General features: G+C 56.2%; 23 protein-coding genes, 3 tRNA genes and 1 pseudogene. 10 read left to right on the forward strand and 17 right to left on the reverse strand.

Features of this window, described 5'->3' with window-relative positions:
• Positions 1-18 precede the first annotated feature (18 nt).
• Positions 19-846, forward strand: a complete 828-nt coding sequence (locus AAGD24_RS09925) for a CheR family methyltransferase (protein ID WP_379867297.1) — start codon at positions 19-21, stop codon at positions 844-846.
• Positions 847-855: 9 nt separating this feature from the next.
• Positions 856-2,046, forward strand: coding sequence for an MFS transporter (locus tag AAGD24_RS09930; protein WP_085680810.1), 1,191 nt, complete (start codon positions 856-858; stop codon positions 2,044-2,046).
• A gap of 4 nt (positions 2,047-2,050) precedes the next feature.
• Here AAGD24_RS09930 and AAGD24_RS09935 read toward each other — a convergent pair whose 3' ends face one another.
• The 3 genes from AAGD24_RS09935 to AAGD24_RS09945 all read right to left on the reverse strand — a co-directional run bounded on the left by AAGD24_RS09935 (position 2,051) and on the right by AAGD24_RS09945 (position 5,734).
• Positions 2,051-3,457: a sodium-dependent transporter gene (locus AAGD24_RS09935; protein WP_075196819.1), complete on the reverse strand. Its 1,407-nt coding sequence runs from the start codon at positions 3,455-3,457 to the stop codon at positions 2,051-2,053.
• Between the two features lie 61 nt (positions 3,458-3,518).
• Positions 3,519-4,580 carry a Glu/Leu/Phe/Val dehydrogenase gene (locus tag AAGD24_RS09940; protein WP_075196818.1) on the reverse strand — a complete coding sequence of 354 codons (1,062 nt, stop codon included), beginning with the start codon at positions 4,578-4,580 and terminating at the stop codon, positions 3,519-3,521.
• 623 nt (positions 4,581-5,203) lie between these two features.
• Positions 5,204-5,734, reverse strand: a complete 531-nt coding sequence (locus AAGD24_RS09945) for an isochorismatase family protein (protein ID WP_036207985.1) — start codon at positions 5,732-5,734, stop codon at positions 5,204-5,206.
• Positions 5,735-5,939: 205 nt separating this feature from the next.
• Between AAGD24_RS09945 and AAGD24_RS09950 the strand changes: the two genes are divergently transcribed.
• Positions 5,940-6,030, forward strand: a tRNA-Ser gene (locus AAGD24_RS09950).
• Positions 6,031-6,076: 46 nt separating this feature from the next.
• On the opposite strand, the gene AAGD24_RS09955 is transcribed toward AAGD24_RS09950, so the two are convergent.
• From AAGD24_RS09955 to AAGD24_RS09970, 4 genes and pseudogenes are all read right to left on the reverse strand, one after another.
• Positions 6,077-7,024: an AEC family transporter gene (locus AAGD24_RS09955; RefSeq protein WP_127401156.1), complete on the reverse strand. Its 948-nt coding sequence runs from the start codon at positions 7,022-7,024 to the stop codon at positions 6,077-6,079.
• 11 nt (positions 7,025-7,035) lie between these two features.
• On the reverse strand, positions 7,036-7,227 hold the full coding sequence (locus tag AAGD24_RS09960; RefSeq protein ID WP_379867299.1) for an acylphosphatase: 192 nt from the start codon (positions 7,225-7,227) through the stop codon (positions 7,036-7,038).
• Positions 7,228-7,252: 25 nt separating this feature from the next.
• Positions 7,253-7,318, reverse strand: a pseudogene (locus tag AAGD24_RS09965) (hypothetical protein); the annotation flags it as partial.
• A gap of 31 nt (positions 7,319-7,349) precedes the next feature.
• Positions 7,350-7,949, reverse strand: a complete 600-nt coding sequence (locus AAGD24_RS09970) for a DUF938 domain-containing protein (RefSeq protein ID WP_126812824.1) — start codon at positions 7,947-7,949, stop codon at positions 7,350-7,352.
• Between the two features lie 211 nt (positions 7,950-8,160).
• Here AAGD24_RS09970 and AAGD24_RS09975 point away from each other — a divergent pair, with 211 nt between their 5' ends.
• The 5 genes from AAGD24_RS09975 to pgsA all read left to right on the forward strand — a co-directional run bounded on the left by AAGD24_RS09975 (position 8,161) and on the right by pgsA (position 13,321).
• On the forward strand, positions 8,161-9,768 hold the full coding sequence (locus AAGD24_RS09975; RefSeq protein WP_199447675.1) for a methyl-accepting chemotaxis protein: 1,608 nt from the start codon (positions 8,161-8,163) through the stop codon (positions 9,766-9,768).
• A gap of 99 nt (positions 9,769-9,867) precedes the next feature.
• Entirely contained in the window at positions 9,868-10,119 is a 252-nt protein-coding gene (locus AAGD24_RS09980; protein ID WP_036208476.1) for a hypothetical protein, read from the forward strand.
• A gap of 110 nt (positions 10,120-10,229) precedes the next feature.
• A complete protein-coding gene (gene uvrY, locus AAGD24_RS09985) occupies positions 10,230-10,895 on the forward strand; it encodes a UvrY/SirA/GacA family response regulator transcription factor (RefSeq protein ID WP_036207973.1) in 666 nt (221 codons plus the stop codon).
• The gene (gene uvrC, locus AAGD24_RS09990) at positions 10,879-12,756 is read left to right on the forward strand and encodes an excinuclease ABC subunit UvrC (RefSeq protein WP_091642127.1); all 1,878 of its coding nucleotides are present in this window, start codon (positions 10,879-10,881) and stop codon (positions 12,754-12,756) included. The genes uvrY and uvrC overlap by 17 nt, the downstream gene beginning before the upstream one ends.
• 7 nt (positions 12,757-12,763) lie before the next feature.
• Positions 12,764-13,321 (forward strand): CDP-diacylglycerol--glycerol-3-phosphate 3-phosphatidyltransferase, encoded by a 558-nt coding sequence (gene pgsA / locus AAGD24_RS09995; RefSeq protein WP_036207967.1) that lies wholly within the window; start codon positions 12,764-12,766, stop codon positions 13,319-13,321.
• 4 nt (positions 13,322-13,325) lie between these two features.
• Here pgsA and AAGD24_RS10000 read toward each other — a convergent pair whose 3' ends face one another.
• From AAGD24_RS10000 to AAGD24_RS10015, 4 genes are read right to left on the reverse strand one after another with little or no spacing between them, the layout of a single operon-like run.
• Positions 13,326-13,937: an ABC-type transport auxiliary lipoprotein family protein gene (locus AAGD24_RS10000; RefSeq protein WP_379864914.1), complete on the reverse strand. Its 612-nt coding sequence runs from the start codon at positions 13,935-13,937 to the stop codon at positions 13,326-13,328.
• Positions 13,934-14,872, reverse strand: coding sequence for an MlaD family protein (locus AAGD24_RS10005; protein ID WP_379864916.1), 939 nt, complete (start codon positions 14,870-14,872; stop codon positions 13,934-13,936). Before AAGD24_RS10005 ends, AAGD24_RS10000 begins: the two co-directional genes overlap by 4 nt.
• 48 nt (positions 14,873-14,920) lie before the next feature.
• Positions 14,921-15,718: an ABC transporter ATP-binding protein gene (locus AAGD24_RS10010; protein ID WP_136633173.1), complete on the reverse strand. Its 798-nt coding sequence runs from the start codon at positions 15,716-15,718 to the stop codon at positions 14,921-14,923.
• Positions 15,715-16,839, reverse strand: coding sequence for an MlaE family ABC transporter permease (locus tag AAGD24_RS10015; RefSeq protein WP_379864918.1), 1,125 nt, complete (start codon positions 16,837-16,839; stop codon positions 15,715-15,717). The genes AAGD24_RS10010 and AAGD24_RS10015 overlap by 4 nt, the downstream gene beginning before the upstream one ends.
• Before the next feature lie 182 nt (positions 16,840-17,021).
• Here AAGD24_RS10015 and AAGD24_RS10020 point away from each other — a divergent pair.
• Both AAGD24_RS10020 and AAGD24_RS10025 read left to right on the forward strand, forming a co-directional pair.
• Positions 17,022-17,097, forward strand: a tRNA-Gly gene (locus AAGD24_RS10020).
• Positions 17,098-17,163: 66 nt separating this feature from the next.
• Positions 17,164-17,237: transfer RNA gene (locus AAGD24_RS10025), tRNA-Cys, on the forward strand.
• A 131-nt stretch (positions 17,238-17,368) separates the two neighbouring features.
• Here AAGD24_RS10025 and AAGD24_RS10030 read toward each other — a convergent pair.
• The 6 genes from AAGD24_RS10030 to hsdR all read right to left on the reverse strand — a co-directional run bounded on the left by AAGD24_RS10030 (position 17,369) and on the right by hsdR (position 25,785).
• A complete protein-coding gene (locus AAGD24_RS10030) occupies positions 17,369-18,457 on the reverse strand; it encodes an endonuclease NucS domain-containing protein (RefSeq protein WP_379864920.1) in 1,089 nt (362 codons plus the stop codon).
• Positions 18,458-18,489: 32 nt separating this feature from the next.
• Complete coding sequence (locus AAGD24_RS10035; protein ID WP_379864921.1) at positions 18,490-19,602, reverse strand: HigA family addiction module antitoxin; 1,113 nt, start codon at positions 19,600-19,602, stop codon at positions 18,490-18,492.
• The gene (locus tag AAGD24_RS10040; protein ID WP_379864923.1) at positions 19,595-19,939 is read right to left on the reverse strand and encodes a type II toxin-antitoxin system RelE/ParE family toxin; all 345 of its coding nucleotides are present in this window, start codon (positions 19,937-19,939) and stop codon (positions 19,595-19,597) included. Before AAGD24_RS10040 ends, AAGD24_RS10035 begins: the two co-directional genes overlap by 8 nt.
• Positions 19,940-20,043: 104 nt before the next feature.
• A complete protein-coding gene (locus AAGD24_RS10045; protein ID WP_379864925.1) occupies positions 20,044-21,786 on the reverse strand; it encodes a restriction endonuclease subunit S in 1,743 nt (580 codons plus the stop codon).
• Positions 21,783-23,279 (reverse strand): N-6 DNA methylase, encoded by a 1,497-nt coding sequence (locus AAGD24_RS10050; protein WP_379864926.1) that lies wholly within the window; start codon positions 23,277-23,279, stop codon positions 21,783-21,785. The genes AAGD24_RS10045 and AAGD24_RS10050 overlap by 4 nt, the downstream gene beginning before the upstream one ends.
• Positions 23,280-23,349: 70 nt before the next feature.
• Positions 23,350-25,785, reverse strand: coding sequence for an EcoAI/FtnUII family type I restriction enzme subunit R (hsdR, locus tag AAGD24_RS10055; RefSeq protein ID WP_379864928.1), 2,436 nt, complete (start codon positions 25,783-25,785; stop codon positions 23,350-23,352).
• Positions 25,786-25,841: the final 56 nt, after the last annotated feature.

A 25,841-nucleotide genomic window follows, 5' to 3' on the forward strand; every position in this document is an offset into this window, starting at 1 on the left:
ACTCGATAATGAGATCCAATGAAAGCTGAAATAACGCCACAGGAATACGAGGCCTTTAAATCATTCCTGCAGGATGCGTGTGGCATTTTGCTCGGGGATAACAAGCAGTACCTGGTAAAAAGCCGTTTACGGCGGATCATGGAAGAGAACGAGCTGAGAACCCTGGGTGATCTGCTGGATCGCGTGAAGAGAACCGGTCGCAGCAGTTTGAAGGAAGTCGTGATCGACGCGATGACGACGAATGAAACCCTCTGGTTTCGGGACAATCACCCGTTCCGCATCCTGCAGGAAAAGCTGCTGCCGGAATTCGGCGACAGAAAATCAGCGCAGTCACTTCGTATCTGGTCTGCAGCCTGTTCGACAGGCCAGGAGCCCTATTCGGTAGCGATGATTATTGAAGAATTTCGTCGCCAGCGGCCGGGCAGGCTGCGGGATGTGAAGATCACCGCCACCGACATCTCCAAAAGCGTTCTAGAGGTTGCGCGCCGTGGCGAGTACGAAATGATCGCCATTGGCCGGGGTCTGTCACCCGAGCGGCAAAAGCAGTTTTTCACTCCCGCCATGAATGGCAGTTGGCAGATCCGACCGCAAATCAAGAGCATGGTGGAATTCAGGGAGCTGAACCTGCTTGAACGCTACATGCTCGGGAAGTTTGACATTGTTATGTGCCGGAACGTACTGATCTACTTTTCGGCAGAGCTTAAAAAGGACATCCTGACCCGTATCCATGCCACTCTCAATCCCGGTGGTTACCTGATACTGGGAGCATCGGAATCGCTGAACGGGTTGCCTCATCTCTACGAAATGGTGCAGTGCCACCCAGGGATCATCTACCGCAAGAAATAGGCCCACCCAATGCCGATCAATGTATGGATACTGGTCGCCGCCCAGGCGCTTGCCATGTGTACAGCGCCTTTCATCGTCTTTATCGGAAGCATTCACGGACGTCTTCTGGCGCCATCACCTGAGTGGGCAACCTTGCCCGTGGGCCTTGTGGTAGTTGGAACGGTCCTGGCTATAAAGCCTGCTACGTGGCTGATGGAACGCCTGGGGCGCAAGCCGGTTATGTTGCTTGGCACGCTGGCGGGTGTGGTGTCCGGGTTGTTCGGTGCGCTGGCAGCCTGGAGTGCGAGTTTCCCGTTCTTGTGCGCTGCGGCGGTTGTGGGCGGAACCGGGCTGGCGGTGGTTCACCAATACCGCTTTGCGGCCATGGAGTCGGTAGCGCCCGAGATGGCTGGCTCCGCAGCAGCCAGGGTGCTTCTAGGCGGCCTCGTAGCGGCGTGGCTGGGGCCGGAAATTGCGCTTTTGGGCGGTGGAGGCCGAGCCGAGCACCCTTTCATGGGCGGCTGGCTTGCATTGAGTGCCGTGCAGGTGGTTGCCATGGTCGTACTGGTTTTCGGGTACCGCGCCAGCGGGGAGCGAGTACGGGAAGCCTTGGGGGAGGGCGGTCGTCCAATGGCCAACATCCTGAGGCAACCGGTCATTTGGGCGGCGATCAGTTCCGCGGCCATCGGTTATGCCCTCATGAGCTTTATCATGACGGCAACACCACTGAGTATGACGGAAGTGGCCGACCACCCGCTTGAAGATGCCAAGTGGGTCATTCAGATTCACATCATGGCCATGTATCTGCCGTCGCTGATCAGTGGCTGGTTCATTCGTGTGGTGGGTATTCCGAGGATGATGGGGCTGGGATTGCTGGCCTATCTGGGGTGTGTGGCCCTGGCGTTCAGCGGTATCAGCTTTCACCACTACCTGTTTGCACTCATCCTGTTGGGAGTAGGCTGGAACTTCCTGTTTGTCGGCGGCACCACGCTATTACCGCAGGGATATCGCGATGAGGAGCGGTTCCGTGTTCAGGGGCTCAACGACCTGATGGTATTCGGCTCGCAGGCGACAGCTGCACTGAGTGCTGGTGCGGTATTGGCGGCGTTTGACTGGAATGGATTGTTGCTGATTGCCATACCGTTCCTGGTGTTACACGGTGTCTTGATGGCCGTTTGGCTGATGAGCCGGCCCCAGAATAGGGGCCGGCATCCCGCTTGAATGTTTATACCAGGTTGTAGACGAAGACGATGGCTACAGCAACGGGTGTGAAGTAACGCAGTACGCGATACCAGAGCGAGAATGTGCCCGCTGACATGCCCAGTTCGCTTTCCAGCGCCTGTCGAGACATTGTCCAGCCGACAAACACGGCGACCAGCAGTCCGCCCAGGGGCAACAGGATATTAGCGGTCAGGAAGTCCAGAAGGTCGAAGATGGTTTTGCCTTCGAACATCGCAAACATGCCCAGCGGTGTCACGTCCGACCACAGGTTTAGCGAAAGCACGGAGGCCACACCCAATAACCAGCACACGATGCCTGCCCCGACGGTACTCACCGTGCGGTTCATACCTTTCTGTTCCTCAAGCCATTCAACAATCGGCTCCAGCAGGGAAATGCCGGACGTCCAGGCGGCAAAAATCAACAACACGAAGAACAGCGTACCGAAGAGGCTGCCCATGGGCATTTGTCCGAACGCCAGTGGCAGGGTTTGGAAAATCAGGCCGGGGCCGGCGCCTGGTTCAAGGCCGTTGGCGAATACGATCGGGAAGATAGCCAGCCCGGCCAGCAAGGCCACGGCGGTATCCATGATCGAGACGGTCACGGAGGTTTTGGCGATGGAGATGTTTTTGGGCAGATAGGAGCCGTAGGCCATCATGACACCCATGCCGAGGCTGAGCGTGAAGAACGCGTGGCCCAGGGCAACCAAAACGCCCGAAGTGGTGAGCTTCGAGAAGTCAGGCTGGAACAGGAAGGCGACGGCCTGACCAAAGTGGCCAGTGGTCATCGCATAGCCCACGACAATTAGCAGGAGCACGAACAGGGCTGGCATCAGAATACTGACAGCGCGTTCAAGCCCGGAACGTACGCCTCGTGCAACCACAACCATGACCAACGCCATGAACAGGGTGTGCCACAGAAGCAGCTTCATCGGGTCGCCCAACAGGCCGGAGAAGATGGCACCTATGGACTCTGCCGACTGGCCAGCCAACTGGCCCGTGGCGGCGGTGCCCACATAGGAAATCGCCCATCCGCCGATCACAGAATAGAACGATAGAATCAGGAACCCCGCCAGAACCCCGACGGCAGCCACCCAGCGCCAGGCTGGTTTCAGGCCTTCCTGGCTGGTTATGGCCCGCATGCTGTTGACGGGGCTGAGACCGCCACGGCGACCGACTAGTACTTCAGCCATCATGATCGGAAGACCCACCGCCGCAATGCACAGCAGATAAACCAGAACAAAGGCACCACCGCCGTTTTCACCGGTGATGTAGGGGAATTTCCAGATATTACCCAGGCCCACTGCTGAGCCCGTCGCGGCAAGTATGAATGCCAGGCGCGAAGACCACAGCCCACGCTTCGCTGTCGCCTGGCCCATGGCACCGCCTTCAGCGGATGAAGAAGCATTACTCATTGTATTCTCCTGCTTACTGTTTTTGTTTTCGGGGGAGTGAGTGGCGGCGGTTTAGCCGCCATCAACGGGATTTATGCCGGAATCGCTCCTCTGCGAGTTGATCGGCGATCTGCCCGGTGGGCAGGCCATCGCGATCCGAGCGCTGGAAGATCTCCTCCAGGGTATTGGCTATGGAATCGACGTGTTTGCGAACGGCCTGGGGGTCGGGGCCCTTGCGCTCGTAACACACGTCGATAATGCCGCCAGCGTTGATTACAAAGTCTGGGGCATAGAGCACTCCACGTTCGAACAGTGCCTGGTCATGAGCCGGGGTAGCCAACTGATTGTTAGCGGCGCCGGCCACGATGGTGGCCTGTAGCTTACGAATGGAGTGATCATTCAGGACGGCGCCCATGGCACAGGGCGCAACCACGTCTACCGGCAGGTAGAGGATTTCGTCGGCGGTAGCCGGGGTGGCGCCCAACTCTGCCACTGCACGATCCATCTGATCCTGGTGGACGTCGTAGACCCAAAGCTTCGCGCCTGCTTCTTTAAGGTGTCGAGCCAGGCGGTAACCAACGTTGCCAATGCCCTGTACCGCCACATTCAACCCCTCCAGGTCGCTGCGGCCGAGCTTGTGTTTAACGGCAGCATTAATGCCCACGAAGGTGCCCCAGGCGGTAGCGGGAGAGGGGTCGCCGTTGCTGGGCCTGCCATCAAAACCCGGGCGTTCGCTGATACCAGCCACATTGGATGTTTTGCGGCCCATAACCTGGAGGTCGGCTACGCTGGTGCCCGAATCCTCGGCAGCGATATAAAGTCCGCCGAGCTGTTCCAGGAAGCGGCCCATGGATTCGAGCAAGGCTTCGGTTTTGTGCTGGCGTGGATCGCCGATGATGACGGACTTGCCGCCGCCGAGATCAAGGTTGGCCAGCGCCGACTTGTAGGTCATTCCTCTTGACAGGCGGAGCACGTCTGTCAGAGCCTCGTCGTCGCTGGCGTACGGATACATGCGGCATCCGCCTAGAGCGGGTCCACGAGAGGTATTGTGTACGGCGATAATGGCGCGCAGCCCGGTCTCCGGATCGCAGCAAAACGTCAGATGTTCGTGATGGTCGAATTCAGGATGGGTAAATACAGTCATTGTTTGGATTCCTTTTGCTCCGGGTTGTTCTTGCACAGGGGGTCGCCCTTAGTTACGGAGGCCGGCGGGTAGATTGCGGGCGCTACCGAAACTCAATCGCTATCGGGTTTTGGACGCGATTAGCTGCCGGTCGGATTTGGTGATTGCACGAATGTGGAAAGTCGTAAAAGATCCGGCCGGAGCGATCGGGATGTGCTAAGCGCAAGAGAAAGGAAAGGAGCTGAAGGAGCTGTAGGGTGTTGCAGGGTGTGGGCGCATGGGCCCATGCTCAGGGACTGTTTTACCAGTGACATGCTGAAATCCTCTTCCACCAGGCCGGATCACGGCTTCCGTGGTCAATATTGTTGTTGTGCCCCGGCAGATAGGCCGGTTGGCATGATTTCATGTGTTGATACCCTTTTGGGGCTCAACGAGAGAAGACTAGATAGCTTTTACATCGTCGTCAATGGTTGAAATTCATGCATTTTTTGGTGATTTTGAAAATTCCAGCGGTAACAGGCAGATACATCTACTTTACGTAAACGTAAATATTTGGGGCGCCCCAATTCAGCAACAGTTTCCCTAATGTGTCTCACTGGAACCCTGATGTGATTCCAGTGACAGCATTGGTGATATTCGCTTCGTCACTTGATCAGTTTCTGAACTTCCCGGAAACGTGGGTGCTCGCAGTCCCGCATCCACTCAAAAGCCACCATCTCAAGCGTTACGATAACGGCCCCGGCCTGCTGCATTCGTTCCAGGGCAGCATCCCGGTCGTTGTCATGGCGTGAGCCGGTCGCGTTTTCCACCACCCATACACGAAAACCCGCAGCGAGGAGGGATAGGGCGGTTTGCAACAGGCATACATGCGCTTCGCAACCGCCAATAACCACCTGTTTCCGGTTATCGGCAATGGCCTCCACCAGCCCTCCACCGCAGGCATCAAAGTGAGTCTTGGATAAGGTTTGATCAGCTAGAGCACTGATTTGTTCGTCGTTGTGTCCAAGCTTCTCCGGGATCTGTTCCGTGGCAATCACCGGCACATCAAGCAGCTTGGCAATCTGCGCAAGTCTAACGCTCTCTGCCAGCATTAAATTTCCGTGGCTGATGACAGGCATGAGTTTTTTCTGGAGGTCAATCAGTACCAGCGTGGATTCGTCGGCTTTCATCATCATAACGGGTCGCCCCCGAGCGGTGTTTAGGGTATTGGGTAACTATGCCAGTATCGCACAGGCGGCCATCAGGTTTCTGTGGTAGCTGTGGTTGGTCAGAAAAGGATTTGAAAATTGGAGTTGCCAAACCGGAACAAAACCATTAGAGTTTGCGCCCTCAAATGAGCGACGACGTTGCTGATTTGGAACGAATTATTTAAAGAGTATTGGAGAGGTGGCCGAGTGGCTGAAGGCGCACGCCTGGAAAGTGTGTATACGTTAATAGCGTATCGAGGGTTCGAATCCCTCCCTCTCCGCCAATACAAAACCCCAGCAGAGATGCTGGGGTTTTTTATTGCATGCCACTTAAGCCACCCCTGCCGTCCGCAACACAAACACCCCTGCCGTAACCGTTACACTGGCCATTAATGTGGTCAAAGCCACGATATTGGCTGCCAGGCGGTCGTTGCCGCCCAGCGCCTTGACCATGACAAAACTGGCGGCGGCTGTCGGGCTGGCGAAGAACAGGAACATCAGCCCAAGTTCGCGCCCTTCAAACCCGGCCAGCCAGGCAGCGAACGTACACAATACCGGTAACGTCACCATCTTCATCACACTGGCACTGATCGCCAGCTTGCGATCGGTACGCATGGCGCTCAAGGAGAGCGTGCCGCCAATGCACATCAGCGCCAGGGGCAAGGTAAGTGAGGCGAAATAGTCACCGCTGGTCATCAGCCAGTTCGGCAGTTGTAACCCGGACCAGGCGAAGGGAACGGCGATGACCACCGCCAGAATGAGCGGGTTGCGCCCGATATCACCGAGAATGCGCCCCCAGCTGGCCGTCTGACCCGGCTGGTAGGCTGTCAGGACAACCACGGAGAGCGCATTGTAGGAAATAATGACCACGCCCAGGAGAAGGCCCCCGGCGGAAAGCCCAAAGTCGCCATAGAGGCTTGCCGCCAGGGCGAGGCCCACAATACCGCAGTTGCCCCTGAAAGCGCCCTGCACATACACACCCCGGTCAATCGCTGGTGCGGCACGTATGGCCCAAAGCCAGCAGAAGAGGAAGCTGGCGAGGGTGGCGGCTACGAAGAATCCAAGCAGTGCGGGGTTGAGGGTGGTATCCAGGTCCGCGCGTACAATACTGAGGAATACCAGGGTTGGCAGAGTCGCGCGGAAGACCAGTGCCGACGCCGTGTTGATAAAGTTGGTATCGATCCAGCCGAGCCGCCTGAGACCAAGGCCGATAAACACCATGGCGAATACCGGCAGCGTGGTCTCAAGGGTGTGAAGAAATGTTCCGAGTAGTGTCATCCAGCCGGTGGTTACCGAACTCCAAAGTTAGTGAACTCACCGGTTGCAGAGTCTTCGGTGGTGTTGATTTTATCGACGATTGCCGAGGGAGGGCCGTCCCGGCACCACTGTCTGAGCGAAACCAGTGACGCCGGTGAGCCCTCTGCAACAATTTCTACGCGGCCATCCGGCAGGTTTCTGGCGTAGCCGGTAACCGGTAACACCCAGGCTGTTGGCCATGTCGGCCGCGGAGGCGCGATAGCAGACGCCCTGGACCTTGCCGCTGATCAGCATTGTGAGTCTCTGGTGGCTCATTGCGTGATCCCTCCTGACATAGAGTGGCTGTTTACAGTTTGCGCCATACCAGCAGTCGATTGTTGGCAGGCATTTCGAAATCGCTTTCAAGCCCGAACCGAACTCGGCCCGCCAGTTCCAGCATGTCATCCATGTTCCTGATGCCCATGTGCGGGGCCTGACTCCGTAGGTGGTGATCGAACTGGCGATTGCTGTCGCTGGTAAATTGCCCCTCATAATTAAACGGCCCATAGAGGCAGAACAGGCCGCCGGCAATGAGGCGTTTAGCCAGCCCGGCGAACATTGCCTCTACCTCTTCCCACGACATGATGTGAGCCGTGTTGGCGGAATAGGCGCCATCAATGGTGTCTACCGGCCAGCTTCCCAGGGAAACGTCCAGTTCTAGAGGTGGGCGAATATTGGCAAGGTCAGCCTCCTGGATCCAGCCGAGGGAATGATCGGCGCCTCCAGGCCGATCACTGGGCTGCCACGTCAGGTGGGGGAGCTCTGCTGCAAAGTAAACAGCGTGTTGCCCCGTTCCCGTTCCAATTTCCAATATGGTGGCCGGCTCGGTGAACACCGTTTTGATGCATTCCAGTATTGGTTGCCTGTTATTTACACAGGCCTGTGAGAAAGGCTTGCTGTGGACCATCGTTTACGCCTGTTCGGAATCAGTGCCAACCTAAAGAATATCGCGCTGGGCGCAATGGGTAAAAGAATGAGCGTAGGGGATTTCCCGCGTATTCGACATTCGATGATGGTCTATCGGAGGCTTTCCGACTGGAAAATGGCGCCATTCGCGACATAAAAATGTCACAAAACAGGCATAAGCTCCATTGGACGATACCCCCAGTGGAGATACCATGCTCAGAACTGTCCGCAGCCGTATTCTGTTCTTTTCCTTTCTATCGGTGTTTGCTTTGGCCGCATTGGCGGCCCTGTCATCGAGCATTATGACCCGTGCTGAGTCCGCTTCAGAGGCATTGGTTCGGGAAAGTCTTATGGAGTCGTGGCTGCTGGAAGACCTTGAACAGGACCATCGCCGGCTGCAGGACCTCGCCTACAAGATCAAGGCGCAGCTGATGCTCTGGGATGAAATCGATGCGGAATTCCAGGCATTGACCGAGGTGCTGCCGGAGCACTGGCGTGCTATCGAGGACAATGCCGGGCTGAGCGAGTGGGCGACGGATAATCGAGCCTTGTTCGAGAGCGTGCTGGCGCTCATCGAATCCATGAGACCGGGTATCGAAGGGCGGAGCTACTATCGAGTAGGGCAAGTGGTGGATTTTGACTTGTTCCCGGCCCTCGGCCCGATGCTCAAGGCGATCAACAACCGTAAGGAAGCCAGCCGCAACATCATTGAAGTTCGTAGTCAGGACCTGCTGGCCTTTCTCGATACCCAGAAAATCTGGCTGTTGGCCGGCTCTGCTGTATTCCTGATGTCTGTGGTCTTGATGACGCTCTGGCTTCGGCGCTCAGTGATTGGCCGCCTGCAGTTGCTGGAGTCCGGCCTCCGGGAAATGGACGAGACCTCAGATCTTTCCCGGCGCCCGGTTATTACCGGACACGATGAAGTGGCTGGTGTGACGCGCGCGCTGGTAGGGTTGGTTAGCCGGTTTGAGCTCTTTATCGGAGAAGTGAGGACGGCTGCCCACAGCATCAATGACCGGTCCACATCGTTGGACTCTCAGGCAGAGGACGTCCAGGCGTCCACTGATACTACCCGCCGGCAGATTCATGATGTCAGCCAGTCAATGGCGGCCATTGCGAACCAGGCGTCGGCCATTGATTTAGCCACCGAGAACTCAGCCACTACGGTTCGAGATGCCGTGGCGGCCAATGCGGTGGTTCAGGAAGGGCTCAGAAACAGTGAGCAGGCAGCTGAACACACGGTGGAGGTAATTGGGCGGGTGTCCCTGTCTATCCAGGCATTGAGTGAATCCTCGGGCAAAATCGAGAGCGTGATCGGCGTCATTGCCGATATCGCGGAGCAGACCAATTTGCTGGCATTGAATGCAGCGATTGAAGCGGCCCGTGCCGGCGAACACGGTCGGGGATTTGCCGTGGTGGCAGACGAAGTGCGCACCCTGTCGAAGCGTACGTCGGACTCCACCAGGGAAATTCGCCAATGGGTGACCGACCTGGTAACCGGGGTTTCCGGCGTTGAAGGCCTGCTGGACGAAATGCGCGACGCCGGTGGTATGAACCGGCGGAACCTTGATGCCCTGAAAGACCACCTGGAGCGTCTTGCGAGTCAGTTCACGGAGCTGGAGCTTCGCAGTGCTGAAATCGGGGATGCGGTTGCGGTTCAGAGGGAAGAGATTGACCGTGTCGGGCGGCGGTCAAGGGCGCTTGATGACAGTTCGGGTTCCCTGATCACCAGTGTTGATAACACCCGCCAGATCAGTGAATACCTGAGACAGGAATCGGTCACCATGCGTCAGCTGATTTCCCGGTTTAAGGCAGCCTGACCGACCGGTCAACGCCAAGTGGTGAAAAAAAGCCTGATAATCGGTCTTCTACAGCCTCGCCAAACCCATTACCATGGCTGCTTTGAGGTGGAGTTGAAAATGACCGACGAAGCAGGCCACGAGCCCCAGCCGGACCCACGTGAAGAGAAATTCGTAGTGGATGTGGGGCTGCTTTCAGAGGATCAGCTTGACGGGCTGGTTGACGAATACTGCACTCGGTACCACGGCCTGAACGACACTGAGAACCCCATGGCAGAGCGTGAGCGGGTAAAATCGGCGGCTCGGCGGGGGGATCTGGTGGTCTGGTTCGATCCGGTAGAGAATACCGCAAGCCTGGGCGTGCCCCGCTGATGATTGTGTCCTGAGCAGTGGGTCCCGGTATTGATGGATGCATCTACCGTCGGGAACCCTTAACCGGTACAATTCGTAAATTCCCATAAAAGCCGCGTGCGAGGTGAGTTTTGATCAGGGTATTGGTTGTAGACGACCATGAACTGGTCAGGTCCGGTATTACCCGGATGCTGGCGGACAACCCCGATATTGAAGTCATCGGCGAAGCATCTTCAGGCGAGGATGCTATTGATTCTGTGCGTAAAGACAGCCCGGACATCGTGTTGATGGACATCCGCATGCCTGGTATCGGGGGGCTGGAAGCGACACGGCGAATCCTGCGCATTGACGACGCTGTGCGGGTGATCGTGGTGACTGCCTGTGCTGATGACCCCTATCCAACCAGGGTGATGCAGGCTGGCGCATCGGCTTATATCACCAAGGGCGCCGACATCAAGGAAATGGTGCGTGCCATCCGCATGGCGCATTCCGGGCAGCGTTACATCAGCCCGGAAATTGCCCAGAAAATGGCGCTCAAGCAGCTTGGAGGCGGCGATGCGAGGGACGAAGACGGCGAGCTATCCCTGTTTGACCGTTTGTCCGAGCGCGAAATGCAGATTGCCATGATGGTGGTGGACTGCCAGAAAGTGCAGGACATTTCCGACAAGCTTTGCCTCAGCCCAAAAACTGTAAACAGCTACCGCTACCGCATTTTCGAGAAGCTGGAAATTTCCAGTGACGTTGAGTTGGCGCTGATGGCGGTCAGGCTCGGGTTGCTCGATGCCGACAAGGTCTGACGCACCGGCTGATTCTGCCGAGGCAGGGAACAACAGGGAGTTCGACACCAAAAGCTTCCTGAAACAGTTGACCGAGCGGCCCGGCGTTTACCGCATGTACGACGCCGCTGGCAATGTGCTGTATGTGGGTAAGGCCCGGAACCTCAAGAAACGGGTGACCAGCTACTTCCGCAAATCCGGCCTGGCGCCCAAGACCGAAGCCCTGGTTTCCCGAATTGACTCCATCGAAGTCACCATCACCAGCAGTGAAACCGAAGCCCTCCTGCTTGAACAGAACCTGATCAAATCCCTGCGGCCGCCTTACAATATCCTGCTGCGGGATGATAAATCCTATCCCTATATCTACCTTTCCTCACACGACGATTATCCCTCCCTGACGTTTCGCAGGGGGCGCACTAAGAAAGGCGGCGGTACCTGGTATGGACCATTTCCGAGCTCTGGAGCGGTCAAGGAAAGTCTTAATATTCTACAAAAGATTTTCCGTATAAGATCCTGTAGTGAAAGCTATTTCCGAAACCGCACACGTCCTTGTCTTCAGTATCAGATCAACCGTTGCACGGCACCGTGTGTCGGTTATATTTCCCCCGAGGATTATCGGGAAGACATGCGCCACGCCACCATGTTCCTCGAAGGCAAGAACCCCGCGATCCTGCAGGATCTGATGGCGGCCATGGAAACCGCGGCTAAGAATCTGGAATTTGAGAAAGCCGGTGTCTACCGCGACCAAATAAATCACCTGCGGCACGTTCAGGAGCAGCAAAGCGTGGACGGCGAAGGGGGTGATGCCGACGTGGTGGCCATTGCCCAGGATGCTGGTGTGGTGTGCATTGTGGTGATCATCGTGCGTGGTGGTCGTGTGCTCGGTACCAAGGATTATTTTCCGCGATACAGTATTGAGCAGTCAGAAGCTGAGTTGTTAAGTGCTTTTCTGGGGCAGTATTATTTCGGCGGTAGCACCCGCCGGGAAATTCCACCGGACATCCTGGTGCCGGTGGACGTCGACGGCCAGGAACTGCTGTCCCAGGCGCTGACAGAATCCGCCGGTCGTGACACCCGGGTACGCAAGAATGTGCGTGGAGAACGCCGGCGCTGGCTGGATCTGGCCATGACGAATGCCAGGCAGACATTGCTGACTCACCTGGCCAGCAAGGAAACGGTCTATCGCCGCCTGCTGGCCCTGCGCGACCTGCTGGATCTCGCTGAAACGCCGTCACGCATGGAGTGCTTTGACATCAGTCATAGCCATGGTGAAAACACGGTCGCATCCTGCGTGGTTTTCGACGAGAATGGGCCGCTGAAAAGCGACTACCGGCTCTACAATATCGAGGGTGTCACCGGCGGTGATGACTATGGAGCCATGCGCCAGGTTCTGACGCGCCGATATAAACGCATGGTGGCAGGTGAGGGCAAACGCCCGGACCTGGTGTTCATCGACGGTGGTAAGGGCCAGTTGAACATTGCCCGGGAAGTGTTTGATGAACTTGGTGTTACGGACATTCCGCTGATTGGTGTTGCCAAGGGTGTCACCCGGCGTGCGGGTATGGAACAGTTGATTGATGCCATGACCGGCGACCTCTATCGGGTCCCCGCAGACTCGCCGGCACTGCACCTGATCCAGCATATCCGAGACGAGTCGCACCGTTTCGCCATCACTGGCCATCGGGCCCGGCGTGACAAGAAACGCCGGCAATCCACCCTAGAGGGAATCGAGGGTGTCGGGCCCAAACGCCGCCGCGATCTGATACGTTATTTTGGCGGCATCCAGGAGCTACGCAAGGCGAGTATCGACGAAATGTCCAAGGTTCAGGGAATCAGCAGGAACCTGGCAGAAACCATCTACGCAGTACTGCATGACGAGTAGGGATAGCATGAATTTACCGAACATTCTCACCCTTTCCCGGATTCTGATGATCCCGGTTTTCGTGATTATCTATTACCTGCCGGCGCAATGGAGCTATCTCGTCAGTGCTGGCTTGTTTGCGCTGGCGGCGGCGACGGACTGGTTGGATGGTTACCTGGCCCGGAAACTGAACCAGAGCACACCTTTTGGTGCCTTCCTGGACCCCGTCGCAGACAAACTCATGGTAGCGGTAGCGTTGACCGTGCTGATTGAAGCCCACGCGAGTTTCATTCTGACGATTCCCGCCACGGTGATTATCGGTCGTGAAATCGTGATTTCAGCATTGCGGGAGTGGATGGCGGAAATCGGCAGCCGTGCGAGTGTGGCGGTTTCCTACATTGGCAAGATCAAGACAACAGCGCAGATGGTGGCCATTATCATGCTGCTGGCATTTCCTCCTGGTGTCGTCTGGGCCCAGGCCGGTACGGCCCTGTTGTACGTGGCAGCGGTACTGACGTTCTGGTCGATGATTCTCTATCTAAAGGCCGCCTGGCCGGACCTTTTTCCGGAAAAACACCAGGGTTAACGGGTTAGGGGCGCTGTTCGACCGTCCAGCGAATCACCTCGTTGGCCAGTGCGTTACTGGCCTCGCCAAATGCCTCCACGACTGCTTCAACTTGTTCCCCTGTCGCCGGATGCTGGTACTCAAAGCGTTTGCTGGCAAGGGTATTGCGGGTGCGCTCGTCGATGAGATGCAGGTCCAGCCTGATCATCGCTACCGGCATGCCGTCCTGATACTCGCTCTGGAACGCATTTAGCTCTCCGGCCATGGTCAGATCACTGCGGGCAGGGCTGGTTCCAGTTAAAATGCCAGCAAAGCGGCCATCCCGGCGAAAGGCATCGACCAGTTGGTCCCTAACCAGGATGGGGGACTTGTTGCTCCATCGCGCCCCCTGATAGGCCTTTATTTCGTTGCCCTCCGGTTTCACCAGAATACGCGAGCTATCAACAGGGCCTTCGGCCAACGGCGTTACGAACCGAAGGGTTGTGCTGAATGGTTTGTTGCCAGTGATGGACTCCTCAACCGTGGAAGCCGGTAACTGAAATATTCGATTGGCCGGTCGATCCGGGAACAGAGTACAAGCGGATAACGTGGCGGCAACGACCATGCAGAGCAGTGCCCGTGATGCAGTCAGTGTCATGGATTAAACTCCTGTATCGGCTCGCGGCCCAGCAGAAGGCCGGCCGGGTCGTCCTCCAGGCGGTGGATAAGGCTGTCCAGGTTTTGCAGCGTCGATCTCAGCTCCCGCATGGCCGGCGCCAGTTCACCGATGCCCTGCATTCCCTGGTCCAGGGAGCCCTCGTTGCGGGCGGTGAGTGCTTCAAGCCGCGCGGTTGCGGTTTCCAGTGAATCCATGGCGCTCTGGGCAGTGGCCATCAACTGGCGGCCTTCCTTGTCCAGCAAAGTGTTCGCTGTGCTGCCAAATTGACGGAAGGTTTTCAGCGTGGCCTCGGTTTGTACACTGAGTTGATCGAAACTCGCCACCAGATTGCTCAGTTCGCTGCGTTGGTCCATCAACCCTGACGACACGGCCTCGATGTTCTTGAGGCTGCGGGTGAGGTTGCGGGAGTTTTCCTTGGACACCATGGTATTTGCGTTGGTGAGAAATTTATCAAGCTTGGCAAACAGTTCCTCACTGGAAGCCATCAGGGTGGTAAAGGCCGAGGGTTCGGCCTGGATGGTCGGTGGGGATTCACGGCTTCCTGTCAGCTTCTGGCTTCCGGGGGTGCCGCCCTTCAGTTCGATGTTCATGCTGCCGGTAATGTTGGTTAACGCCAGGCCAGCCCGGGTGTCTTCCTTAATGGGCACATCGTCGTATACCCGAATGAGCACCCTGACGTTGCGCGGGTCATTTGGGTCGAGGCTCAGTTCGGCCACGTCGCCCACCTCAATGCCGCTGTATTTGACCGGGCTGCCCTCCGAGAGCCCGCTGACGCCCCGATCAAAAATGATTTCGTACCAGGCATAATCGCGGTCGTTGCCCGCCTGGCCCAGCCACAAGGCGAACGCGAGCGCACTGGTAAGCGCAACCAATGTGAACAGCCCAATCAGGACGTGATGTGCTCTGGGTTCCATAACAGCGTGCCTCTCCCGACTTCCTTGCTACTTTCCGGTTGTTTATGTTTATTGCCCCGTGGCCGGCCGGATGCGATTGACGGCGCGGCCTCTGGGCCCATGGAAGTAATCGCGAATCCAGGGGTCGTCAGTGGCTTCAACCACCGCCAGCCGGTCTGCCACCAGTACGCTCCGTGAGGCTAACACGGCCACCCGGTCACAGGTGGTGTAAAGCGTGTCCAGATCATGGGTCACCAGAAACACGCTGAAGCCAAGGGCGTCCCGAAGCGTAACAATCAGTCGGTCAAAAGCCGCGGCGCCAATCGGATCGAGCCCGGCCGTGGGCTCGTCCAGAAACAACACCTCCGGGTCCAGCGCCAGGGCCCTTGCTAGCGAGGCTCTTTTGACCATGCCACCTGACAGCTGGGCGGGGTACTTTCCGGCCGCGTTGGCTGGCAGGCCGACCAGTGCGAGCTTCACCCGGGCCAAGTGTTCCGCGTCAGTACGGGACAGTTTGGCATGCTCAATCAGCGGCAGGGCAACGTTTTCCTGGAGAGTCAGGGAGCTGAACAGGGCACCGCTCTGAAACAGCACGCCAAAGCGCCGTTCTACACGGGAGCGTTGTTGTTGAGAAAGAGCCTGCAACTGCTCACCAAAGACTTCAATGGTCCCGGAATCTGGCGTATGCAGCCCGACAATGCTCCTCAGCAGCACCGACTTGCCGGTTCCCGAGCCGCCAACCACCCCCAGTATTTCCCGGTGATAAAGGTCAAGATTGAGATCCGTATGTACCTCATGACTACCGAAGCGGTTACAAAGGCCCTTCACGCTGATAACCACATCCTGGTGCGCGGCCTCTTTTCTCACCAGCCCATCTCCATGAAGAATATCGCTGCTATGGAATCCAGCAGAATCACCATAAAGATCGACTGTACCACGGCGGAGGTGGTGTGCTCACCGACGGACTGGGCACTTCCACTAGCCTTGAAGCCCTCCAGGCAACCAATAACGGCAATCACAAACGCAAAGATAGGGGCTTTCCCCAGCCCAACCAGAAGGTGGACGACCCTTACCTTGGTTTCGAGGATATTCAGGATTTGCGGAACCGAGATATCCAGCGCCACGACGCACACCAGCGAACCACCAACAATGCCGCTGATCATGCCGACGAAGGTCAATATGGGAAGCGAAATCACCATCGCCAGCACCCGGGGGATAACCAACAGTTCCACGGGGCTCAGGCCGAAGGTGCGTAGGGCGTCAATCTCCTCATTGGCTTTCATAGAGCCCAGTTGCGCGGTAAAGGCGCTGGCTGTGCGGCCGGCCAGAAGGATAGCGGCCAGCAGAACACCGAATTCCCGCAGGAACGAGAAGGCCACCAGGTTCACGGTGTAAATGGTGGCGCCGAAATCATCGAGAATGGTGGCGCCCAGAAACGCAACGACCGCGCCCACCAGAAACGTCAGCAGCGCCACGATGGGAAGGGCATTGAGCCCGGTCTGATGGACATGGGCCACCAGTGAGGTGATCCGCCATCGCCAGGGTGTTGCAAGGATGCTCGCCAATGTCGCCAGTATCTGGCCGGTAAAACCAATCAACAGACGTTGTTGATGCCAGAAGTCTTCGATTTTTTCGCCAACACCCGCCAGGAACTCCGTGATCGGGTTGGATCGGAGGGATTTTTCTCCTTCAGGGCTGGCCATCGCGTTGGCAACCAGGCGCAGCAGTTCCTGACGTTCGCTGGAAAGCCCGGGGGTTTGCTCGGTAAGCTCATGGAGTTGACGGGCACCCAGAAGGTCCACCAGCAGGGATGCGCCGGCGGTATCCATCGCATTGATTGTTGCCAGATTGACGGAATACCCGTTAGGTGACTCCATTGCGGCGGTTTTTTGGACGTCCCGCTTCAAGCGGCCGTAGTTCGGAAGCGTCCAGTCGCCCGAGACGGTCAGTTGGCCGTTCTGGAAATCAAGCTTGCCAGGGGAGGGCATCTGGAAATCCCGTCTCCTTTGTTGAGGATTGGCGATGGGTGTTCCTTGATACTAGCTCAAATTCGCGTGTTGGGGGTTGCTGCGTTCGAGGGCAATCGATCAGAATCTGAACTAAAACAGAAAGTTGAAAAAAGTGGTTGACGCAAACGGCCTAATCCGTAGAATACGCCCTCGTTGATCAAGCGGGAATAGCTCAGTTGGTAGAGCACAACCTTGCCAAGGTTGGGGTCGCGAGTTCGAATCTCGTTTCCCGCTCCAATTAACACAGTCTCTCAATGCCCACCTGAGAGCATAAAAGTATCGAATCCCCTTCGAACTTTTACCGGCGCGGTGGCAGAGTGGTTATGCAGCGGACTGCAACTCCGTGTACGCCGGTTCGATTCCGACCCGCGCCTCCATTATTTTTATCGCTGATTTACAGCACCCATAACGTATCCTGCCGGCGGCTGGCTGGTCGCGCATTATGACCGTTTAAACTCAACAACTTGGTGCTTCCGTGCACTGCAGCTTGGGCAACTTTCATAGGCCATTAAGAAATGCCCCATGCTTGCTCTAGTCTGTTCACAGTGTGACTCCACTTTGGGGTGGTGGGTTTGCAGACCGTATTCTGATTTCCGAACAGACCGACTTCGCTAAAAGCACTTTCTTTCGTAGTGGTGTGTAACCAACGTACAGGTACAAGGTATTCCGCCGCCTCGTCGTCCACATCAGGCACTAAGTTTGTATAGGACCCTCTGTCACTCATCTCTGGGATGGTTTTCGGTCCGTCCGGTGTCTCGAACTGGTAATTGTCAGCGCGCTCACGCTCGCCTGTAACAATGCCGACTCCCACGTAACCGCTTTTCGGAATATTGACCCAGACCCGGTCGCCTTCAGACAGCATTGAAAGCGTTTTGGAGTACCAGTCCGCGCCTCCCCCAGCGATAAAGCCGAGCTCGCGTGCTAGCTCCCACGGCCGGTTGTCACCGAACGAAACATAGAACTCACCGTTCCAGGGTTCCTTCTTGCCCTTGGTGACAGCGCGCTCCTGGTTTTCAAGCGGGTCAATCATCCAGGCGCGGCTCAGATACTGTTGACCGTTGTCCTCGAAGGCGGCGAAAAAAAGCGCGTTGATGGATATCTGAGCATACTCGTTCAGATAGTTGATGATGCGCTCTGAACTTGCGTCCAAGGACGTTGCGACCACGACCATCTGATGGCTGTCATTGATGGTGATGTCCGAAAGCGGTGTCCGGAACTTCTCTGCGAACGCCGCGTCCAGTGTCTGGTGTTCCAGTTGGTACGTTTGGGCGAAGTTAAGGTAGATATCGACTATGTCGGAATCCGAAAGGTTGGCTATCCATGACGCATAGTCAACGGTTTGCGCGACCACATCACGGGGTGTTTTGTTCCGCTTCAGCTCGACGATGATGATGGAGCCATTCGCATCCATGGCAAGTAGGTCGATGAGCTTGTCATAGCCGGTGCGAACCTGGCGGCCGATGAGGAGCCAATCGGCGTTCAGGATAGAGATATCCTTCATCACCTGGTCTTCCAGAAGCGCTTCATCTGCCAGGGCGGAGGGTTTTAGCTTTTTCGGCTGGTCTCCAATGCGCCAGATGCCTTGTTCGATTGCCATAAAGTGCTTTCTCCGGTTTGCGGTAAAGATGCTCAGGAGCGCAGCTCATGGTCCCACTTGTAGAACTGCTTCAGGTCGTTGCAAAACTGGTAATCGAGAACGCGTCTGTGCTGTAGCTGGCCCACAACGATACCCGGAGCAATTCCGACCTGTTTTGCGAAAGAGCAAATATCGGCTTTTGTTAGAGCACCGTTGTGGATGAACTTCTCTAGTGCTCTAGGCGGTATCAGCTCATTCTGGGCAAAGTGATTGGCCTCTGCCTCTTTCTCTTCGTTAAGGCCATTGCTGCCTTTGTCCGTCCGTTCTATGAACAAGTCCTTTTTTCCATGAAGCAGAATATGACCGGCCTCGTGAAAGAATGTGAACCATAGATGGTCGTTCGAGCGATACCGGAGGCTGAGCTGAATGACCGCCTTGTTTGAATGAACCCAGCGAGTTGCTCCGCTCACTCCGGTTTTGGGCAATGAGGGAACGAATACAACAGCTACTCCAGCCTCGGCACAGAGAGCTTGCATCTTGGAGACGAACTCATCCGGGGTCATGTCCGTGAGAGCACGGATTTCGTCAAGCGCTTGCCGGAATTTTTGTTTGTTGTAAGGAGCGCAGTGAATTGATGCAGCATCGAGCTCCCCCTTCCGAAGCCACGCGGAGACCGCTTCCGGATACACCTTATATCGACTGCTCTGACGATAGGCAATGCTGAGCCGTGGCCACATATCTTCCCACTGCCCCACACTTGCTATTCCGAAGAATCGCAAGACCTCTCTGAGCTGATTCGTCCTGTCTTTGTGGCGCTTGATCCAGTCGAACTTCACCATCTCGTTGACCGGAATTCGTTTGAGCCACTGCAGGTCAGCTTCAAGCTTTTCCTCTTCGTCCAGGCGGGCCCTGATTTCCTGATAGTTGCTCTCAAGGTTCAGCCAGTAATTGGCGGGCATGCCAATGGCTCTCTCCAGCTTGATAGCGGTCTCAGGAGTAATTGGAGCTTTACCCTTAACAATCGAGACAATATGTTTCGCAGACAGCCCGGTTCGTTTTGAAAGCTCCTGCTGGCTCATGTCTCGCAGCTCTAGCTCATTGCTCAAGACTTCACCGGGCAGAATTGCGTAGTTGGGCTCGTATTGGTTCTTTACCGAATCACCCATGTGTATCCACCACTCCAATAATTTTGATTTCTGTAACTGCCTGCCAGTCCAATCCGCCTTCGCTGTGCTGTGGTATCGGGTCATGGTCTGGCTTCAGGATAAGCCGATAAGGGTGGTCCAGGTCGACGCTGAGTTGCCCTTTGCGGTTGCCGGTCAGTTCGTGACACCGATGCGGAGGGCTGTATGGTGGCGCGAACATTCCAAGATTCGGCGCGGCATGCAACTGTGTCAGCACTATCTGAAGCTTTTTGGCTCTTTTGGACCCATGAACCTTAACCATCTCCCGGCTATCGTTCATCTGCTTCATCAGTTTTTTGTTGGCGAAGGTGATTTCCATAAATACCGTTTTTATTAACCCAATAGGTTAATGAGTTTATATTTGATTGTCTAGTGTCCATCAAGTTGACGGGTAACGACCGAGGTTGGCGGGACCTGGGCTTTTCAAGTCAGAGATATCTCGACGACGGACTCGGCCAACTGGTAGCGGGTTTCGCTGGCCTGGTTCAGGCGTTCCTTGAGTTGGTCGCAGAGGGCCATGAGCTCACCGACTTTTTGAACGATGCGCGTTTGCTCTGCTGTTGGTGGCAGAGGAACTGCAAGCGCTTGAATTTGCGCACGGGAGACATTCTTCATGGAGCTGCTTGTTCCTCCCGCGACCGAAAAATAGTAGCTCCGTGCATAAGGGCTGTTGTTGAAGAGGTTTACATACAAGGGCTCAACCTGATTGCTGAAAACGAAGCGAATTATCTTGTCACTCATCATCAACTTTGTGGGTGCCCCCTTGGGCACGACGACCGAGCGCGCAACCAGCTCTGATGTATTAGCCCGTGAGATCAGAAAGTCGGAGGGGTGCACCTCGTACTCTGGCCGGGGTGTCAGGTTGGATGGCAGCTCTTTGTTCTCGTCTGGGCGGAATTCTCCCCAAGTAACTGCGCTGACCTTTAAGGCTGCCCAGCCCTGATTCTCTCTTGGGGCGCCGTGACATTTCGGGCTCCAGCCTGCCTCGGAATGAAGCGCGAGACTTCCCAGCCTGACCCATTGCCAAGAATCTGGTATTCCGAAGAATTTATCATTGTCAGAAATTTCAGGAGTGGGCTTTGGCTTTTTGATATGCCCTTGTTTTACCAGCGATGCGATTTCCTGATCGATTTTGGTCAGCAAGCTCTCGGTTGGCTCATCCCCCGCATCCTGCTCCACCAACCGCCCCATCACCGCCAGTTGCAGAATGGTCTGCTTGAGCTTGTCGATGCTCTGCTCGGTGGTGAATAGAGTGTCGAAGTGGGCGGCGAGACGGGCCCAGTTGTCGGCCAGTTCGGTGGCGTTTGCGGATTGGGTGAGGGTGCCGAGCAGGGTGTCTACGAGGGTTTCGTGGGCTTCAAGCTGGTCGCTGGTTTGCTGTTCCAGCCGGTCGCAGAGGGCCATGAGCTCACCGACTTTTTGGACGATGCGGTGTTGCTCATCGAGAGGGGGTAGCTGGATGTTCGCATTCAATATATCACCACGAGAAATGCCGGGTATCGCAATGCCTACGGTTTTCTCGCGGATGGCATCTCGCAAACTGTCGAGAAGGAGGTACAAAAAATGAGCATTGATGAGAATTGGTCGAGCTGCCATTAGCTGGCGGCTAATGGCTATCTCTTCGGAGGCTATGTTTAGCTTGCCTACCCCAGAGCCTTTACAAGTGATGAGAATGTCGCCTTTTCCAGCCACTGCTCGCCTTTCAAATGTATGTCGCTGAGGTTCTGGCGTTCGAGTTCCATATTCAGCAGGCCCCGTTAAATAAGGAATACTATCGGGCCGTTTATCATCAAAGTACTCATCGCCCTTCAAATGCTGGCCAGATATAAGGCTGATGCATGTCCCGAGCGTGCATGTTGCCCAAGCGTGGGGCATAGGTTCGACCGTGTTTGCGCACACGGCTTTCTTTGTTGCCCGAACTTTTCCCTTACCCTCTAACTTCAGTCTCTCCGCATTGATTCGCTGGATGAGGTCTGAGGCGGGCTCATCTCCCGCATCCTGTTCAACCAATCGCCCCGTCACAGCAAGTTTAAGAATTAACTCCCTCAACTTCTTAAGCCCAGTCAGCTCAACCTTGCCATTATTCCCCCGGCCACTGCTCGACGTTTTCGTTACCGCTCCGGTCCACAAATCCAGATGCTCAGTAATCAGCTCCTGCGCACTCACGTCGCACCCCCGTCGGTGTTCTGTCCGACATTGTTAGAGAGCGCATCAGCCAGGATGTCCCGCAGCTGGTGGCGGATTTCCTGAATTTCGGACTGCTGCTGTTCGTACTTGGCCAGCAGTTCGTCCGGATCGTGATTAATCTCTTCGCCTTGCCAGGGGTTCTTGATGTCCAGGTTGTAGTTGCGGGCCTTGATGTCGTCGATGGACACTTTCCAGGCCTGCTCGGTTTCCACCCGGCTGGCGAAGCCGTCGGCCTCGGTGCCCCACCAGTCGATTTCGGTCTGGAACTCGGAGAACTTCATGGGCTTGGTTTTGCTGTAGCTCTTGTAGCCTTCCGGATAGGGGTGTTCGTAGTACCACACGGTTTCTGTGGGCTTGCCCTTGGTGAAGAACAGCAGGTTGGTCTTGATGCCGGTGTAGGGATTAAACACGCCGTTGGGCAGGCGCACGATGGTGTGCAGGTTGCACTCTTTCAGCAGCTTTTCCTTGAGGCGGGTTTTCATGCCTTCGCCGAACAGGAAGCCGTCTGGCAGCACCACGGCGGCGCGGCCACCGTCCCGCAGCAGGTGGATGAACAGGGTCATGAACAGGTCGGCGGTTTCCCGGGTGCGGAAGGCGCTGGGGAAGTTGGTTTCGATACCGTCTTCTTCCATGCCGCCAAAGGGCGGGTTGGCGACGATGACGTTTACGCGCTCCTTCGGGCCCCAGTCAATCAACGGCCGGGCCAGGGTGTTGTCGTGGGATATCTGGTCTGGCACCTCGATCCCGCGCAGAACCAGGTTGGTGGTAGCCAGCAGGTGGGGCAGGGGCTTTTTCTCGACGCCTCTGATGGTGTTCTGCAGGGTCTGCTCGTCCTGCGGGGTCTCTACGTAATGCTTGCGCTTGTGGTCAATGGTGCAGGTCAGAAAGCCGCCTGTGCCGCAAGCCGGGTCCATCACCACTTCGTCCAGTTTCGGGTCCACACGGTTCACCATGAACTGGGTGACGGCACGTGGGGTGTAGAATTCGCCGGCGTTCCCGGCGCTTTGCAGGTCCTTGAGGATCTGCTCGTACATGTCGCCCAGCTCATGGCGCTCGGCAGACTTGTTGAAGTCGATGCCGTCCTGCAGCTTATTAATGACCTGGCGCATAAGCTGGCCAGACTTCATATAGTTGTAGGCATCCTCAAACACGTTGCGGATGACCACGCCCCGGTAGTCATCACCGGTAGGTTCCAGGTTCTGCAGGCCGGGGAACAGGGTGTTGTCGATGAAGCCTTTCAGGTCTTCGCCTGTCATGCCTTCGGAGTCGGCGGCCCAGTTGCGCCAGCGCAGGTGTTCCGGAATCGGGGATTTGTACTCGTCGTAAATCAGTTCCCATTCCTTTTCCCGGTCGTCGAATATTTTAAGGAACAGCATCCAGACAAGTTGGCCGATGCGCTGGGCATCGCCGTCTACGCCAACGTCTTTGCGCATAATGTCCTGGATGGATTTGATGGTGGTGCTGATCGCCATAAACGTAGGTATCCCGGGTTTTCAGAGATGAATCACGTGATTCGGGTTGAAATATTGAGAGTGCGATAGTTTACGAGGTTTGCTGGTAAAGCGCGTCCTCTAGATCCTTCACGGCTTCGGTGTAGCCGGGTTTGCCGCCAAATGCCTGAAGCAATTCCATTGGGGCTCCGATTTGGCTGAAAGGTGCGAGGGTCAGCACTTTAACATCCTCAATGGTCTCGATGCCGGAGTCCGTATACTTGTCCAGCAGAGCGTCCAGAACCTGGCGGCTGGCGCCTTCGTATTTGCTGAAGTAGTTGTTACTGCGCACCTGCGCCGCGCGTTCCTTGCGGCTCAGAGGGGGCTGGTCGTAAACGATATGGCAGATGACGTCGAAGGGGTCGGCTTCGGCTCCCAGCTTTTTGCTGACTTCCTTGATGAGGTCTTCCCAGAAAATACCATTTTCACCTAATTCGTTGATGATGGCCTGTTTGCGGTCAGTCTCGTTCCACCGGCGCAGGAAGTCATCCAGGGAGGCGAACTGCTCCTTCACCTTTTTGCGGGTGTAGTCCTTGAGGCTTTCAGTGATGAGCTTGCCGTCGGCGCCAAGGTACTGAACGCGCTCTGCGATGACGGTAACCTCGACATCGCCCACAATGTACTTGGTTCTGCCGCCACTTTGTCCAACGCCTGCGCGAGAGCCACCAGTAATTTCTGGCGGATCGTCGGTTTCCCACTGTTCGCCTGGCTCAATCTCATATCCTTCTGGTTGCTCGCCGCATCCATGTTCTGGCCCGTCAGGGTCCGTTTCATCGCGTTCGTCATCTGGGTTGATAGGGTCGTCGTCTTTGGGCTGGTAAACCTTTACCGGGTCGCCATCGAATTTGGGGTCTGCGAATAGTTCAGTGGCTTTCTTGAAGTCGAGGATCGTGAACCAGTGCTTGTTGTAATCATCGTTGATGCGGGTGCCGCGGCCGATAATCTGCTTGAACTCGGTCATGGACTGGATGCGCTGGTCCAGCACAATGAGCTTGCAGGTCTGGGCATCCACGCCCGTGGTCATCAGCTTGCTTGTAGTGGCAATCACCGGATAGCGCTCTTCCGGGTTGATGAAGTTGTCCAGCTCGGCTTTGCCTTCCTGCTCGTCGCCGGTAATACGCATCACGTACTTGCGGTTTTCCTGCACCCGCTTCGGGTTCAGGTTGACCAGGGCCTGGCGCATGCGTTCGGCGTGGTCGATGTCCTCGCAGAACACGATAGTCTTCTGAAACGGGTCGCTGTTTTCTAAAAACTCGGTGACCTTGCCAGCAACAACCTCGGTACGCTTTTCCAGTACCAGGGTGCGGTCGAAGTCTTTTTGGTTGTAGATCCGGTCGTCAATCAGCTCGCCGTGCTTGTCGGTCTGGCCCTTATTGGGGCGCCAGCCTTGCAGATCGCGATCCAGGTCCACACGCACCACTTTGTAGGGGGCGAGAAAGCCGTCCTCAATGCCTTGCTTTAGAGAGTAGGTGTAAACGGGCTCGCCAAAATAGTCGATGTTGGAGACTTCTTTGGTTTCCTTCGGCGTCGCCGTCAGGCCTACGTGCGTGGCGGCAGAGAAGTATTCCAGGATGGAGCGCCATGCCGAGTCCACCGCTGCGCTGCCACGGTGACACTCATCTATCACAATCAGGTCGAAAAAGTTGGGGGAAAACTGTTTGTAGATGTTCTGTTCTTCTTCGCTGCCGGTGACGGCCTGGTAGAGAGACAGGTAAATTTCGTAGGACTTATCCACTGTCCGGTTACTGACCTTCGTCATAGCCTGCCCAAAGGGCTTAAAGTCGTTGTTCTTGGTTTGGTCTACGAGGATGTTGCGGTCGGCCAAAAACAGGATGCGTTTCTTTTGCTTGGCTTTCCACAGACGCCAGATTATTTGAAAGGCGGTGAAGGTTTTACCCGTGCCCGTGGCCATAACTAGCAGAATACGATTTTGGCCCCTCGCTACGGCTTCGACCGTGCGGTTGATTGCGACTGTCTGGTAATAACGAGGTGTGCGGCCGCTGCCATCGTCGTAATAAGCCTGTTCAACTGTCTGGCGCGCCTCAGGCTGGTGTAGGCCTTTGTGTTGGCAGTATAGGTCCCAGAGGTATTCCGGCGAAGGGAACTCTTCCAGCTTAAGGCTGGTCTCGGCGGCTCCGCTCAGACCGGTCCGGTCATGGAACAGAAAGCCGTCACCGTTGCTGCTGAACACGAAGGGGGCGTCGAGAGCATCACTGTAGGAAAGCGCCTGCTGCATACCGGCGCCCAGGCTGTGGTTGTTGTCTTTAGCTTCGATGATGGCGATGGGCATGTTCTTCTTAAAGCTGAGAACATAATCCGCACGGCGGCGTTTGCCCCGGGTGTGCAACCGCCCTCGCACAATGATGCGGCCAGCGGTAAACGAAACCTCTTCGCGCACCTGGCTGTGCATGTTCCAACCTGCCTGTTCCAGAGCAGGGTTGATGAACTTGCTGCAGATGTCCCGCTCTGTAAGTTTTTTCTTGTCCATTCGCTCGCCGCTATTACTTCATGTATACAACCATCTGGTCTTGCGTGGTTTCGTGA

The organism is Marinobacter sp. M5B, assembly GCF_042604615.1.
Taxonomy (GTDB): Bacteria; Pseudomonadota; Gammaproteobacteria; order Pseudomonadales; family Oleiphilaceae; genus Marinobacter; species Marinobacter salarius.